This window comes from Pseudomonas sp. OIL-1 (assembly GCF_010669185.1).
In the GTDB taxonomy this organism is placed as follows: Bacteria; Pseudomonadota; Gammaproteobacteria; order Pseudomonadales; family Pseudomonadaceae; genus Halopseudomonas; species Halopseudomonas profundi.
On record NZ_CP048629.1, the window covers coordinates 4,101,820 to 4,117,502 of the forward strand.

Sequence of the window (15,683 nt, forward strand, 5' to 3'; positions counted from 1 at the left end):
CCCGGTTTTTTCATTCAGCGTCACTTTTACGAAGGATTCTGCTATGCCCTGGTTACAACTGCGTCTCGCCATCAAACCTGAACAGGCTGAACCACTGGAAGACGCCCTGCTTGGCCTGGATGCCGTTTCGGTCACCTTCATGGACGCAGAAGACCAACCCATTTTCGAGCCTGACCTGGGCACGACGCCGCTCTGGTCAAACACGCATCTTCTGGCATTATTCGAAGCGGGAACCGATCCGCAGACGCTGATCGAGACGTTGCAGGCGCATTGGCAACAGCCTCTGCCCGCATACGAATTCGAGAATATCGCCGATCAGGACTGGGAACGTAGCTGGATGGACAATTTTCAGCCTATGCGTTTCGGCAAGCGGTTATGGATCGTACCCAGCTGGCACGATGCACCCGAACCCGACGCGGTCAATCTGCTGCTTGATCCTGGCCTGGCGTTTGGCACCGGTACACACCCGACCACTGCGCTATGCCTTGAGTGGCTAGATAGCACTGCGGTAAAAGGCAAGCGAGTCATCGACTTCGGTTGCGGGTCGGGCATCCTGGCCATTGCCGCCCTGCTGCTCGGCGCTGAACATACCGTCGGCACGGATATCGATACCCAGGCACTGGAAGCATCGCGCGACAATGCTCAACGTAACGGCCTGCCGGACCAGTCCCTGGACCTGTATCTGCCGGAAAATCTTCCGACGGAGCCTGCTGACATTGTCGTAGCAAACATACTTGCTGGCCCGCTGGTCAGCCTGGCTCCGCAACTTTCCAGCCTGGTCAAGCCGGGCGGTCTGATCGCACTGTCCGGCATCCTTGCCGAGCAAGCCGACGATATAATTACCGCCTATCGGGACACTTTTGTACTTGCCCCTGTTGCCGAGCGTGACGGATGGATCCGGGTAAGTGGCATGCGCCGGTCGTGACAGCGTCGACAGCATAGAGGCACAATAGGCCTGTTGTTGTCTGCCAGCTCACAGCCGGCAAGAAGAACGTCAAGCGGCTGAGTTAGGGTCTGTTGCCGTTTCATCGCGGCCGCGACGGAGGCCCCGTTTGGTGCAGAACAAGGCGCGAGGAGTGAAGTTTGTTCAACACATCCATGTGTTTCACCCCTTCGGGGCTTACGCGCAAAAACGCTCCAGGCGTTTTTGTGGTTGCTCCAAATGAGCGACGAGTAACGCAGTGCTGCGGCAAACGGGCCCCGTCCCTTCGGGTGGGGCCGCCTAGGTTGCGCGTCAAATGACGCCATGCGGCGTTGCAGGACTTGGCAAGGGAACAACCATTACCTGCGTCCCGCGCGATCCACATGGATGCGGTGAATGCAGCAAGCCCGCCGGGAGCGGGCGCTGCCTTGCGGAACGCCGCCCGGCCTGGCGCCATTTGACACAGCAACGCGGCTCGCGATGAAACGGCAACAGACTCTAAGGATTACAGATACATGAGCGCAACGCTGGTCACACAATGTCCTAATTGTCAGACCCGCTTCCGTCTGTCTGAAGAACAGCTGAGCGCGGCGGCAGGGAATGTCCGCTGTGGTGCATGCCTGAAGGTGTACAACGCACTAGCGGTGGCTGCTGAACAGCAGCGGCAGCAAGCAGCCGAGGGGGAGCGTGACGCCCCGACTGAAGCGCCGGCCGACCCGACACCTCCGCGAAACAATCCGGATGACTTTCTCATCCATGATGACCTGGATCTTGATGAATTGGATCTCGAGGCGCTGGGGCTGGATGAGTCCCTGGTCGATGAGGTCAATCCTCCCCATATCGTTGACATCCCCCTTGAAGAAGTCGTGCCCGTTTCAGTGGTGACCGGCAACGAATCCCGCCAGCAATCTTCCCGCTCTCAGGGGTCACAGGACGAGGAAGACGACGAGTTTGGCTTTGGCCGCCTCCGGGATGAGCCAGTCCTGAAACAGGAGCCAGGGGCAGATGAAGACGGCGAATCGCTTTCAGCCGATCCGTATTTTGAGTTGCATGATGACATCGTCGACGGCCCGCCCCAGGACCCTGCAGCGCCGCCGGAGACCGAGCATGATGATCTCGATGAGTGGGTCGCATCCTCATTGGAAAATACCAGACAGGACGCCCCGCTGCGCCCGATAGCGGACGAAGAGGATGAGCCCAGCATCTTCATGCGCGATCGCCCCGAATACATCACACCCAAGCTCGCATGGCATGAGCTCGACGACGAACCCGAGGATCCACCGATCGAGGTGCCCCCGGCCCGGCTCGAACCGATTGACCGAAAAGCCGCAGCCGCTGAGCCCGAGCCGGAGCTGGGCGAACTCGACATTCCTGATATTCATGACGAGCCCATCCTGTTGGCCGAGCGGCCTCGACCAGCGCGTCGGCGCAAGAACACCGCACTCTGGACAACCCTCAGCGGACTGGCGCTGATAGCTCTGATTGGTCAGTTCATTTTCTACAACCTTGATGAACTCGCCCACAACGAACGCACTCGCCCCATGATGGAAACGGTATGCCTGCTGGCCGGTTGTGAACTGCCGGCACGGGTGGATGTGAGCATGTTGCGCAGCAGCAATCTGATGGTACGTCCGCATCCCGAATTCCCTAACGCGCTGACTATCGATGTCATTCTCTACAACCGGGCGGATTTCGCGCAGCCCTTCCCGGTGCTACGAATGAACTTCACCGACACGCACGGTCATGAAGTGGCCGTGCGCCGCTTCCGCCCGGAGGAATACCTCTCCGGCGAACTGGCTGGCGCCCGGCTGATGCCGCCCCAGACGCCTATCCACGTTGCGCTCAACATGCTTGATCCGGGCGAACAGGCGGTCAGCTACACGCTTGGCTTCGTAACCCCTTGATCGATAACTCGTAGCGCACCCGCGCCCGGTGCGCTCAGAGGAAGCTGTTCGAATATCAACCAGCGCAGTCTTTATAAGGTCATCCAGAGCGGGTATGATTAGCGCCCTTTCATGCTTCTAACCCTGCCCGGCGGTCCTGAGACGTAGCGGCGACTTCAGGGCGTGCCTCGAACCACTGGACAAAACAGGGATGGATGAGCAGTGATCAGTATCGGACCTTACCAACTAGCCAATCGCGTCATCCTTGCTCCCATGGCAGGTGTCACCGATCGCCCGTTTCGCCAGCTCTGCCGGCGGCTGGGCGCGGGCCTGGTGGTCTCGGAAATGGTAACCAGCGATACCCGCCTGTGGAACAGCCGCAAGTCCCGTCAACGTCTGGATCACACAGGTGAAGCCGAGCCCCGCTCGGTTCAGATCGCCGGGGGCGACCCGGAGATGATGGCCGATGCCGCGCGCCAGAATGAACAGATGGGCGCCCAGATTATCGATATAAACATGGGCTGTCCGGCCAAGAAGGTATGTAACAAGGCGGCCGGCTCGGCGTTGCTACGCGACGAACGGCTGGTAGCCGACATCCTTGAAGCGGTTGTCAGTGCCGTCAGCATTCCGGTTACCCTGAAGATTCGTACTGGCTGGCATCCCGATCACCGCAACGGCGTGGAAATAGCACGTATCGCCGAACAGAGCGGCATCCGTGCGCTGGCGGTTCATGGCCGTACCCGCTCCGATCTGTATCGAGGCGATGCGGAGTACGACACCATCGCCGCAATCAAGCAGGCTATATCCATCCCGGTGTTCGCCAATGGTGATATCGATTCCCCCGCCAAGGCACGCCAGGTTCTGGACTATACTGGCGCCGATGCGGTAATGATCGGCCGAGCGGCACAGGGCCGGCCTTGGATTTTCCGCGAGATTGACTATTATCTGCGCCATGGCGCTTGTCTCCCGACCCCGGAGCTGAGCTGGCAGCGAGACATCATGCTGGAACACCTCGACGGCTTGCACGCCTTTTACGGCAGCGAGCACGGGGTGCGTATTGCCCGCAAACATGTGGGCTGGTATTTGCAGACCATGCCAGGCGCGGAAGATTTCCGTCGCACATTCAACCGGATTGATTGCGCCGTTCAACAACGGCGGGGCATACAAACGTTTTTCAACCGCTTGCAGGAAGGAGACCTGGCGGCATGAGCCTGATCAACACATCCCCGATCGACGGAACCCTTCCAGTGAACGAGACCACCGACCCCTCCATGGATTATGTCTCGGAAGACGCAATGCAGCGAGACAAGACCCTGCGTGACAGTGTCGAGCAAGCTCTGCAGAACTATTTCAAGCATCTGGACGGCCAGGACGTGACAAACGTCTACAACATGGTGCTCGCCGAAATCGAAGCACCCTTGTTGGAAAGCGTGATGGAATACGTGAAAGGTAACCAGACCCGCGCCTCTGAAGTGCTTGGCCTGAACCGCGGCACCCTGCGCAAGAAGCTCAAACAGTACGGGCTGTTGTAAAAAAGAAGCTAGAAGCTAGAGGCTGGGACGTAAGATTGATTTCAGTGAAACCTCAGAGTCCAGCAACCGACACAATGCTTGATCTCCAGCTTCCAGCTTATAGCCTTTATAACCCCGACACCGAACATGACCAACCCATTGACTCTGGATCCAAGATGACCCACCAAACTACCCGCCTACCGGTACGTCGCGCGCTCATCAGCGTGTCGGACAAAACCGGAATCGTAGAATTTGCCCGCGAACTCAGCGCCCTCAATGTAGAGATCCTGTCCACCGGCGGGACCTTCAAGCTGTTGCGTGAGCAAGGTATCGAGGCTGTGGAAGTCGCTGATTACACAGGCTTTCCGGAGATGATGGATGGTCGTGTAAAGACCCTCCACCCAAAGATTCACGGCGGCATCCTGGGTCGACGTGATATGGATGACGAGGTCATGCAACAGCATGGCATCCAGCCCATCGATCTGGTGGCAGTCAACCTGTATCCCTTCGCCGCTACAGTGGCCAAGCCCGGGTGCAGCCTGCCGGACGCCATCGAGAACATCGACATCGGCGGCCCCACCATGGTCCGTTCCGCAGCCAAGAACCACAAGGACGTGGCCATTGTGGTGAATGCCAGCGATTACGCTGACATCATCGAGTCGCTGAAGTCCGGCGGCTTGAGCTACGCCCAGCGCTTCGACCTGGCGCTCAAGGCCTTCGAACATACCGCCGCCTATGACGGAATGATCGCCAACTACCTGGGGACCATCGACCAGACCCGTGAGACATTGAGCACCGAAGATCGCAGCGCGTTTCCGCGCACCTTCAACAGCCAGTTACTGAAAGTCCAGGACATGCGCTACGGCGAAAACCCGCACCAGTCAGCCGCCTTCTATCGTGAAGCGCAACCGGCCGATGCCAGCATTGCCACGGCAGTGCAGCTGCAGGGCAAAGAACTGTCCTACAACAACGTTGCTGACACCGATGCCGCGCTTGAATGTGTGAAGAGCTTTACCAAACCGGCCTGCGTTATCGTCAAGCACGCCAACCCCTGCGGCGTCGCTGTGGTGCCGGACAACGAAGGCGGCATCCGTCAGGCCTATGAACTGGCCTACGCCACCGATAGCGAGTCTGCCTTCGGCGGCATCATCGCCTTCAACCGCGAACTTGACGGGGAAACGGCCAAAGCCATCGTCGACCGCCAGTTTGTCGAGGTGATCATCGCACCGCGTATCAGCGCCGCCGCCCGTGAAGCGGTCAGCGCCAAGGCCAACGTACGCCTGCTCGAGTGCGGCGAATGGACTACCGAGCGTCAGGCCGACTGGGACTACAAACGGGTCAATGGCGGGCTCCTGGTACAGAGCCGCGACACCGGCATGATTACCGAAGCAGATCTAAAGGTCGTCACCAGGCGCGCCCCGACCGAGCAGGAGGTCCACGACCTGGTCTTCGCCTGGAAGGTCGCCAAGTTCGTTAAATCCAACGCTATCGTCTACGCAAGCAAACGTCAGACCATCGGTGTCGGTGCAGGCCAGATGAGCCGCGTCAACTCCGCCCGTATCGCAGCCATCAAGGCGGAACACGCCGGACTGCAGGTTGCAGGCGCGGTAATGGCCTCGGACGCGTTCTTCCCGTTCCGGGATGGCATCGACAATGCGGCCAAGGCGGGTATCCGCGCCGTGATTCAGCCGGGCGGCTCTATGCGTGACGCCGAAGTCATCGCCGCGGCAGATGAGGCCGACATCGCCATGGTATTTACCGGTATGCGCCACTTCAGACATTGAAAATGAATAACGGCCGCGCGGTCGGCAGAAACCCCAATGCAAGCTTTGAGGGATAAAGAATGAACATTTTGATCATCGGCAGCGGCGGACGTGAGCACGCGCTGGCGTGGAAAGCGGCCCAGGATGAGCGGGTTGAAAAGGTTTTTGTCGCACCCGGTAACGCCGGGACTGCCACCGAGGAAAAATGCGAAAACGTCGCGATCGATGTACTGGAGCTCGATCGCCTGGCCGACTTCGCGGCGGCGAACGTTGCGCTGACCATTGTGGGTCCGGAAGCGCCACTGGTTGCCGGGGTGGTTGATCTGTTCCGCGAACGGGGCCTGAAGTGTTTTGGGCCTACCGCTGGTGCAGCCCAGCTCGAAGGCTCCAAAGCGTTTACCAAGGATTTTCTGGCACGGCACCGGATTCCGACTGCGGCTTATCAGAACTTCACTGAAGTCGAGCCGGCACTGGCCTATCTGCGCCAGCAAGGTGCACCCATTGTTATCAAGGCTGACGGCCTGGCTGCGGGAAAGGGCGTGATTGTTGCGATGACGCTCGAAGAGGCCGAAGCGGCCGTGCGCGACATGCTGGCCGGCAATGCCTTCGGCGAGGCAGGCTCGCGCGTCGTCATCGAGGAATTTCTCGACGGTGAGGAAGCCAGCTTTATCGTCATGGTCGACGGTGAACATGTATTGGCCATGGCAACCAGCCAGGACCACAAGCGCGTCGGCGATGGCGATACCGGTCCAAATACCGGAGGCATGGGTGCTTATTCTCCTGCGCCCGTCGTCACCCAGACGATTCATCAGCGCGTGATGGATGAAGTGATCTGGCCGACCGTCAAGGGCATGGCCGCCGAAGGCAACACCTATACCGGCTTCCTGTACGCCGGCCTGATGATCGACCAGGCAGGCAATCCCAAGGTCATCGAGTTCAACTGCCGTTTTGGCGACCCGGAGACCCAACCCATCATGCTGCGCCTGCAATCGAGCCTGGTAGGGTTGACCGAAGCCGCGCTCTGCGGCGAGCTGGATCAGATCGAAGCGCAATGGGATCCGCGGCCTAGCCTCGGCGTAGTATTAGCCGCCGGCGGTTACCCGGGAGCTTACGCCAAGGGTTCGGTAATCGGCGGGCTGCCGGCAGCTGTAGACAGCGAGGGGAAGATCTTCCACGCCGGAACGGCGCTGAACGGTGATCAAGTCGTTACCCAGGGTGGACGTGTACTCTGCGCAACCGCTCTAGGCGACGATATTGCCGCGGCCCAACGCAAGGCTTACGAGCTGGCAAAGCAGGTCGACTGGGATGGCTGCTTTTACCGCAAGGACATCGGTTATCGGGCCATCGCACGGGAAGCTGACCGGTAAAATAGCGACACGGCCGGTTACGAAGGATCCACGGTAGCTGGTCGGAAGGCACAGCTGAACTGCGAGAGCCTGCTCTACGCTGGGCTATACTGACCGACCGCGATCTACCGCTTGTTATGTCATGGATAGGACGAACGTTGTGAAGCAAGTCAGCTGGCTTCTGTTTGGCAGTCTGTTAAGCCTTTTGTTGGTACTATCCCCCGCTGCAGTCGGAGAAGTGCCAGATGCCCAGTATCGAATGTTCGTCGATACCAGCGGGCGCCTGGCGCTTGAGGATATACTTTCCAACCGATACGCCAACCGCTTCGTACCAGGTTATGAGGGCTCGCTGACCCTGCCTGGTGACCAGGCAGCGCTGTGGGTGCAGATACCCATCCCAGGCGATACCCTGCTGTTTCTTGAGCTGGACAATCCGGCGATAAACCAATTGCAGATTTTCGTTCTGGACGGCGAATCGGTCAAACTCAGCTATCCGGCTGGCCCTCCCTCATCGACAACCTTGGCGCCAATGCCCTACCCCGGCTTCGTCCTGCCCTTACCCACCGCAGGCATTGCCGAGCCTGTGTTGTACGCCCGGCTACAGCATCAACATTCGCTCAAGACCGATCTCAAGCTTTCAGCGCCACGTAGCGCGGTACTCGGCCACGGCCAGCATCAGGCGTTCCAGGGCTTACTTGCGGGCCTTTTTCTGGCCATGGTATTACACGGTTTCTTGCAGGGCTGGTTCGGACGTGACCGCCCTCACCGCTGGCTGGCGCTGGCCAGCCTCATGCTCGGTTTAAGTTGTCTGACCAATATCAGTTGGCTGATCAGTCGTCTGCCGGCCATGCATGAACGAGCCGGCGACCTGCTTGCGCTGGCAGCCTATCCAGCGATTGCAATGATGCTGTTCAAGATCACACGGATACGTTACCGGCCGTTATTCTGGCTATTGCTGGCTGGCTTTGGCCTGGCAGTGCTTGCCGCCATGTTCCACCCTGTAAGGTTTGGATTGCTCAGCGGGCTGATCCAGGCTGGTGTACCAATAGGCGCCCTTGGCATCAGCATCTATCTGCGTTATTCCGGCTTGAGGATCAGCCGCCCGATGCTGGCGGGGCATTTGTTGCTATTGGCTGGTTGGCTGGTCGCCTCGCTCACCCCCTGGCACGTGTTCAGCGAAAGTCTTCCAGACCTGCTGATATGGTCAAGCCTGGTGTGCTATGCGTGGGGCTTGCACCTGCGCTATCAGAAAGTCGTCGCCGTGCGCCTCAACCGACGCAGTATCGATGCCACGGAACAGGCCGAGCGTCGAACCAAGGCAGAACTGCTGGCGCGCATCAGTCACGAAATTCGCACCCCCATGAACGGGGTGCTGGGCATGACCGAACTGCTGATGGATACCGCGCTTTCCGCCAAGCAGCGCGACTATGCTCAGACCATTCACGGCTCGGGCACCGACCTGCTCAATCTCATCAACGAAATCCTGGATATCTCACGGCTTGAATCCGGGCAGCTGACGCTTGATAAAGTGCAGTTCGACCTGCATGCATTGATCAATGACTGCCTGGATATCCTGCGCAGCCGTGCCGAGAGTCAGGGTATCGAGCTGGTCAGCTTTGTGCACCCGGACGTACCGCGGACCATGGAGGGTGACCCGACTCGCCTTCGCCAGATAATCATGAGCCTGTTAGCTAATTCGCTACGGCACACCACGCATGGAGAGATTCTGCTGGTGGTTGGTCGCGAGCCGGACGAACACGAACAGAACGTGCTGAGAGTTGCCGTGCTTGATACCGGTAACGGCATGCCACAACAAGCTCTCGACAGCCTGCTGGATAACGACATCAGCACTAGCCGGTTGCTGGAACAGACTGACAACAGCTATCTGGGCCTGGCGGTCACCCGGCAACTGGTCACCATGATGAAAGGTCGTCTCGGCGTTCACCATTCCACCGCACAAGGTACAACCGTCTGGCTTAGCTTTCCCGCCGAGGTCATACCCCACGCCAATGAACTGGATCCGGAGGGTCTGTGTCTGGCAGACCGCTCGGTACTGATCGTTGATGACAATGCAACCTGCCGTAAGGTCATCCAGCAGCAAACGGCTGCCTGGGGCATGCAAGCCCAGACTGCCGCCAACGGGAAGGAAGCGCTCGCTATGCTGCGAACGCAGGAAAACCTGGGCATGCCGTTCGACTTCATGCTCGTCGATCACTCGATGCCAGGCATGACCGGGCTGGAGCTGGCTCATCGGGTTTACGACGAGTCAACCGCGAACACCGATCTCATAGTGATCATGCTAACCGGCGTCAACCAGACGCCTAGCCGTATCGCTGCCCGCAACGCTGGCATTCGCCGTACGCTGAGCAAACCGGTCGCCGGCTATACGCTCAAGGCCACCCTGATAGACGAGTGGCTACGAGCACGCCACACTGACGCTGACCCCATAGAGACAACCAGCCCGTTACAGCAGAAAAGCCAGATCAGAGTACTCGTGGCGGAAGACAACCTGGTCTCCACAAAAGTCATCCGTGGCATGCTGAGTAAACTCAAGGTTACAGTCGATACCGTCCCGAATGGCCGCGACGCCGTGGCTGCGATCAGAACCGGCGACTACGATCTGGTGTTGATGGACTGCGAAATGCCGGAGCTGGACGGGTACGCCGCCACTCGCCAAATTCGGGAGTGGGAACGGAGAAATAACCGCGTCGGCGTCCCCATCATTGCGCTGACCGCGCATATCCTGCCGGAACATCAGGACAAGGCGAGGCGCGTTGGAATGAGTGGCCATATGGCCAAACCCGTGAACCTGGCGGAGCTCAAAGAACAACTGGACCTCTGGTCCCAGCGCCGGTCCGAAACCGACACCGCCACCAGACCCTGAGGTCGGCCCGACACATGCGCTAAAACGGCTGATCAGACTTCGTCAGCGACGCCGGACGACGCCGCAGCATAGGAAGCAAGGAAACTGTGTAATACGTGCAATGCTGGCATGGACCTCTCCCCCGTTTGACCAGAACATGGATAGATTAAACGGGGCTGACAGCCTGCGCTAATAGGCAGTTGCGATTGCCATCATAGTTATCAGCCAGCCGGCCGGCTGGTTCCCTTGGCTTTGCCTTTGCCGCCGCCACTCCTGCGCCCGCCTCCGCTGTCGCGTGGCGGCAAACCACTGTGTTGCGTGAGGATGCGACCGACCTTTTTGCTCCCTGCAGGCGTCGAGTTCTTGCGGCGTGCACTCTGATAGCCTTCCAGCGCGGGCTGATAGGTCGGAATCAGATGCTGCTTGCTGTTACCGATCAGATCAGTACGGCCCATTTCGGTAAGTGTGTCGCGTAACAAGGGCCAGTTTTTCGGGTCGTGATAACGCAGAAACGCCTTGTGCAACCGGCGCTGCCGCTCACCCTTGACGATGGTGACCGCTTCACTCTTGTAACTGATCTTGCGCAGCGGATTCTTGCCCGAATGATACATGGCCGTCGCGGTCGCCATCGGCGACGGGTAGAACGCCTGCACCTGGTCGGCACGGAAGCCGTTGCGCTTGAGCCACAGCGCCAGATTCATCATGTCTTCATCGGTTGTACCGGGGTGGGCCGCGATGAAATATGGAATCAGATACTGCTCCTTGCCCGCTTCCCTGGTGTACTTCTCGAACATCTGTTTGAAGCGGTCATAAGAGCCTATACCCGGTTTCATCATCTGATTCAGCGGGCCAGCCTCGGTATGCTCGGGCGCGATTTTCAGATAGCCGCCTACGTGATGAGTAACCAGCTCCTTCACATACTCGGGAGACAGGACAGCCAGGTCGTATCTCAGACCGGAGGCTATCAGTACTTTCTTGACACCGGGCAGTTCGCGGGCCTTGCGATAGAGACCGATCAGTGACGAATGGTCTGTCTGCAAATTGCTGCACACGCCAGGGAACACACAAGACGGTTTACGACACGACGCCTCGATCTCAGGCGTTTTACAGGCGAGCCGGTACATGTTGGCGGTGGGCCCGCCCAGATCAGAGATAACGCCGGTAAAACCCGGAACCTTGTCCCGGATCTCCTCAATTTCACGAATGATGGAGTCGTGCGAACGGTTCTGAATGATCCGTCCTTCATGCTCGGTGATAGAGCAGAACGTGCAGCCACCGAAGCAGCCTCGCATGATGTTCACCGAGAACCGGATCATGTCATACGCAGGGATTTTCGCATCGCCGTAGACCGGGTGAGGCACACGGGCGTACGGCAGGCCGAAGACATAGTCCATCTCCTCGGTGTCCAGCGGGATCGGCGGCGGGTTGAACCACACGTCCTTCTCACCGTCTCGCTGAACGAGGGCGCGAGCGTTACCCGGGTTGGTTTCCAGGTGCAACACCCGGTTGGCGTGGGCGTACAACACCGCATCGCTCTTGACCTTCTCGTAGGAAGGCAGGCGGATCACGGTCCGATCACGTTCGATGCGGGGGTTTGGCAGCAACTGTACAACCTGGGCGTCGCCGGCATCGTCCCCAGGTCCCTTGGACTGCTCCACCGCACAGGCGCTGGTGTCCTGGGTATTGACGTAGGGATTGATGATCTTGTCCACCTTGCCCGGGCGGTCGACGCGAGTGGAGTCAAGTTCAAACCAGCCTGCAGGCGTATCCTTGCGCACAAATGCGGTGCCGCGGATGTCGGTGATGGACTGAACGGTCTCCCCGCGGCTAATGCGCTGCGCCACCTCGACAATCGCGCGCTCTGCGTTGCCGTACAACAGGATGTCAGCCTTGGAATCAAGCAACAGGGAGTGACGAACCTTGTCTTGCCAGTAATCGTAGTGGGCTATTCGCCGCAACGAGGCCTCGATACCGCCAAGTACGATCGGAACGTCCTTGAACGCTTCCCGGCACCGCTGGCTGTACACTGCGCTGGCGCGATCAGGCCGGCTGCCTGCCTTGCCACCAGCTGTATAGGCGTCATCGGAGCGGATTTTGCGGTCTGCCGTATAACGGTTGATCATCGAATCCATGTTGCCCGCGGCCACACCGAAAAACAGATTCGGCTTGCCCAGCTTCATGAAATCATTCTTGCTGTGCCAGTCGGGCTGGCTGATGATGCCAACGCGAAAGCCCTGCGCTTCCAACAGACGGCCGATGATGGCCATACCGAACGAAGGGTGATCAACATAGGCGTCGCCGGTGACAATGATGACATCGCAGCTATCCCAGCCAAGCAGGTCCATCTCCTCGCGGCTCATTGGCAGAAAGGGCGCCGGGCCGAAACACTCGGCCCAGTACTTGGGATAATCAAAAAGCGGCTTGGCAGCCGGCATGCTGAGAGCCATATCTACTCCATATCCCCGTAGCCGGAATAGGAGCCCGGCGCCAGGTTTTCAAAACGGGTGAACTTGCCTAAAAACGCCAGGCGTGAGGTACCAATAGGACCGTTACGTTGCTTGCCGATGATGATTTCGGCTATGCCCTTGTCCTGCGAATCCTGGTGATACACCTCGTCGCGGTAGACAAACATGATGACGTCGGCATCCTGCTCGATCGCGCCGGACTCACGCAGATCCGAGTTGATGGGACGCTTGTTTGGACGCTGTTCAAGCGACCGGTTGAGCTGGGATAACGCCACGACCGGCGCATTGAACTCCTTGGCCAGCGCCTTCAACGAGCGGGAGATTTCGGAAATCTCGTTGGTACGGTTTTCCGAGCCAGTGCCGCCTACCCTCATCAACTGCAGATAGTCGATCATGATCAACGCCAGATCACCGTGTTCACGCACCACACGCCGTGCCCGTGCACGCATCTCGGTAGGCGACAGGCCAGCGGTATCGTCAATGAACAGCTTGCGGTCATTCAGCAGATTCACCGCCGACGTCAGCCGCGGCCAGTCTTCGTCCTCCAGCCGACCGGAACGTACCTTGGTCTGATCAATCCGGCCCAGCGATGAAAGCATACGCATGATCAACGAATCGCCCGGCATCTCCAATGAAAATACCAGAACCGCCTTTTCGCTCCGCAGCACTGCATTCTCGACCAGGTTCATGGCGAAGGTGGTTTTACCCATCGAAGGACGCCCGGCGACAATGATCAGGTCAGACGGCTGTAAACCGGAGGTCATTTCGTCCAGATCCGTAAAGCCGGTCGACAGACCGGTGATTGCACCGTCGCTGTTGAATAGCGTATCGATACGGTCGATCGCTTTTGTCAGCAACGTATTCACCGACTCCGGCCCGCCGGTCTTGGGTCGACTCTCGGCGATGGCGAAAATCTTGCGCTCGGCATCATCAAGCACTTCAGCGGCTTGCATGCCCTTCGGGTTGAACGCCGTATCGGCGATTTCCGAACTGATGCTGATCAACTGCCGCAGCGTCGCACGCTCACGGATGATCTGTGCGTAGGCACTGATATTGGCAGCCGAGGGTGTGTTTTTCGCTAGCTGCCCCAGATAAGCCAGGCCGCCGACCTGATCCGCAAGGCCTTCGCGGTCGAGGTCCTCAGCCAGGGTCACAACGTCGAATGGCTGATTACGGGCAGCCAACCGCACCATGGCCCGGAAAATAAGACGATGATCGTGGCGATAAAAATCAGTCTCGCTGACCAGTTCCGAGATCCGCTCCCATGCGGTGTTCTCCAGCATTACGCCGCCCAGCACCGCCTGTTCCGCCTCGATCGAATGAGGTGGGATCTTCAACGCAGTGGTTTGCAGGTCAAGTTCAGCGGTATCGCTATAGACGGAATCATTCATGGGCAAGGGCTCGAAACGGCGAAGACAGAAAAGACAACACGGCGCATGCCAGTGACATGCGCCGTGTTGGTAAGTCTAACTGCAAAGCTGCGTCAGATCATCAGCGACTCAATCAGCCGTACCACGATGATGCAAAGCTGCTCGACAGTCCGGGAAACTCCCGTTAGCCGGCAACGACTTCCAGCTTGACCGTTGTTTCGACATCAGTGTGCAGGTGTACTGCGATGTCGAAGGTGCCGACGTTACGCAACGGACCTTCCGGCAGGCGAACTTCGCTTTTCTCGATTTCGACGCCAGCGGCAGTCACGGCATCAGCGATGTCGCGGGTACCGATAGAACCGAACAGCTTGCCTTCTTCACCAGCATTGGCCGTGATGGTCACGGTCAGTTCTGCCAGCTTCTCGGCACGCGCTTCAGCTTCAGCTTTACGCTCGGCAGCGATCTTTTCCAATTCGGCGCGGCGCGCTTCAAAGGCTTCGATGTTGGCGGCATTAGCCGGAGTTGCCTTACCAAACGGCAACAGGAAATTGCGAGCGTAACCTGCTTTTACAGCGACTTTGTCGCCCAGATTACCCAGATTCGCGATCTTTTCGAGCAGGATAACTTCCATAACGATGACCTCTTGAAATTCAACCTTGGCTGTTCGAATCAGCTCCCTGCCGGACCGTCAGGCGACCGCAGGCGGGAACGAAAATCGAACAAGCTATCAACAAACGCTAAAAACATAATCAGGGGGTAGACGAACTGGGCGACGAAAACAAACATCGCGTACAGCGCCACCAGCCAGACAGTACCCAGCCTCTTGATCCCGACCACACCGTGCATGAGCGCCAGCCCGGCCAGCAGCAAGGGAATACTGGCTACTGGTGCCAAGATGGCCAATGCAGGCCACTGCGGCCCGAGAACAGTCAGCACCAGTAGCGCGATGGCAACCCAGGGCGACAACCGCAGCGTGTGGAACTCCTCGCGAAATCCACCCGGATTGTACAACCGGGCCTGCCAGGATCTGCCAATCATCAGACTGACCAATGCCATGACTGTATGAACCGCACCCATCAACCCTGCCAGTACCGGAACCAGAAGCGCCTCGAGATGAGCCATCCCGGCCTCATCCAGCGATCCGTTCATTCCCGCCAACATCTCGGGCAACATCTCCCGGATCTGCGCGGCCAGCGCCACCAAGGGCTCATTGAGTACCGTCTGCAGCACTACGGCAAAGAGCCCCCCCAAAGGGACCGCCGCGAGTACCACCACAGCCCAGTCGCTACGCTGACGCAGCAATACGGCGAGTGCTGCACTCCCCAGTATCACCAGCAATGGCGTTAAATCGCCCATTGCTGCCCATGCCAGGGCGGGCAGAATGCCCCATATCACAACCGACAGTGCGTCGTTCAGGCCGCGACGCAGAATAACCAGCGCCAGGGCTGCGGCACTGAACCAGAACAGCAGCGGTATCGCAGCGGTAACAGCCACCACCAAAGTGGCCTGCTTGCTACCACGCATGATGTATTCAGCCAGACCGCGCATGCTGATTCAGTA

The 15,683-nt window shown here is 58.7% G+C and carries 11 protein-coding genes; 7 read left to right on the plus strand and 4 right to left on the minus strand.

The genetic code is table 11. From position 1 onward, the window contains the following. Nucleotides 1-43: 43 nt before the first annotated feature. From prmA to G3M63_RS18935, 7 genes are all read left to right on the plus strand, one after another. Nucleotides 44-925: a 50S ribosomal protein L11 methyltransferase gene (prmA, locus tag G3M63_RS18905; RefSeq protein WP_150299634.1), complete on the plus strand. Its 882-nt coding sequence runs from the start codon at nt 44-46 to the stop codon at nt 923-925. Between the two features lie 512 nt (nt 926-1,437). After that, nucleotides 1,438-2,826 carry a DUF3426 domain-containing protein gene (locus G3M63_RS18910; protein WP_150299633.1) on the plus strand — a complete coding sequence of 463 codons (1,389 nt, stop codon included), beginning with the start codon at nt 1,438-1,440 and terminating at the stop codon, nt 2,824-2,826. 201 nt (nt 2,827-3,027) lie between these two features. Beyond that, nucleotides 3,028-4,014, plus strand: coding sequence for a tRNA dihydrouridine synthase DusB (dusB, locus tag G3M63_RS18915; RefSeq protein ID WP_223824959.1), 987 nt, complete (start codon nt 3,028-3,030; stop codon nt 4,012-4,014). Nucleotides 4,015-4,076: 62 nt separating this feature from the next. Next, on the plus strand, nt 4,077-4,337 hold the full coding sequence (gene fis, locus G3M63_RS18920) for a DNA-binding transcriptional regulator Fis (RefSeq protein ID WP_150299755.1): 261 nt from the start codon (nt 4,077-4,079) through the stop codon (nt 4,335-4,337). Between the two features lie 155 nt (nt 4,338-4,492). Then, the gene (purH, locus tag G3M63_RS18925; RefSeq protein ID WP_163984082.1) at nt 4,493-6,100 is read left to right on the plus strand and encodes a bifunctional phosphoribosylaminoimidazolecarboxamide formyltransferase/IMP cyclohydrolase; all 1,608 of its coding nucleotides are present in this window, start codon (nt 4,493-4,495) and stop codon (nt 6,098-6,100) included. Between the two features lie 59 nt (nt 6,101-6,159). Beyond that, nucleotides 6,160-7,446, plus strand: a complete 1,287-nt coding sequence (purD, locus tag G3M63_RS18930) for a phosphoribosylamine--glycine ligase (protein WP_163984083.1) — start codon at nt 6,160-6,162, stop codon at nt 7,444-7,446. Nucleotides 7,447-7,585: 139 nt separating this feature from the next. Continuing rightward, a complete protein-coding gene (locus tag G3M63_RS18935; protein WP_163984084.1) occupies nt 7,586-10,309 on the plus strand; it encodes a response regulator in 2,724 nt (907 codons plus the stop codon). Nucleotides 10,310-10,509: 200 nt separating this feature from the next. On the opposite strand, the gene G3M63_RS18940 is transcribed toward G3M63_RS18935, so the two are convergent. The 4 genes from G3M63_RS18940 to G3M63_RS18955 all read right to left on the minus strand — a co-directional run bounded on the left by G3M63_RS18940 (nt 10,510) and on the right by G3M63_RS18955 (nt 15,671). After that, nucleotides 10,510-12,723, minus strand: coding sequence for a YgiQ family radical SAM protein (locus G3M63_RS18940; RefSeq protein ID WP_163984338.1), 2,214 nt, complete (start codon nt 12,721-12,723; stop codon nt 10,510-10,512). A gap of 14 nt (nt 12,724-12,737) precedes the next feature. After that, nucleotides 12,738-14,144 (minus strand): replicative DNA helicase, encoded by a 1,407-nt coding sequence (dnaB, locus tag G3M63_RS18945; RefSeq protein WP_150299629.1) that lies wholly within the window; start codon nt 14,142-14,144, stop codon nt 12,738-12,740. A 163-nt stretch (nt 14,145-14,307) separates the two neighbouring features. Continuing rightward, nucleotides 14,308-14,754, minus strand: coding sequence for a 50S ribosomal protein L9 (rplI, locus tag G3M63_RS18950; protein ID WP_150299628.1), 447 nt, complete (start codon nt 14,752-14,754; stop codon nt 14,308-14,310). Nucleotides 14,755-14,792: 38 nt separating this feature from the next. Further along, nucleotides 14,793-15,671: a hypothetical protein gene (locus G3M63_RS18955; protein WP_163984085.1), complete on the minus strand. Its 879-nt coding sequence runs from the start codon at nt 15,669-15,671 to the stop codon at nt 14,793-14,795. Between the last annotated feature and the right edge of the window lie 12 nt (nt 15,672-15,683).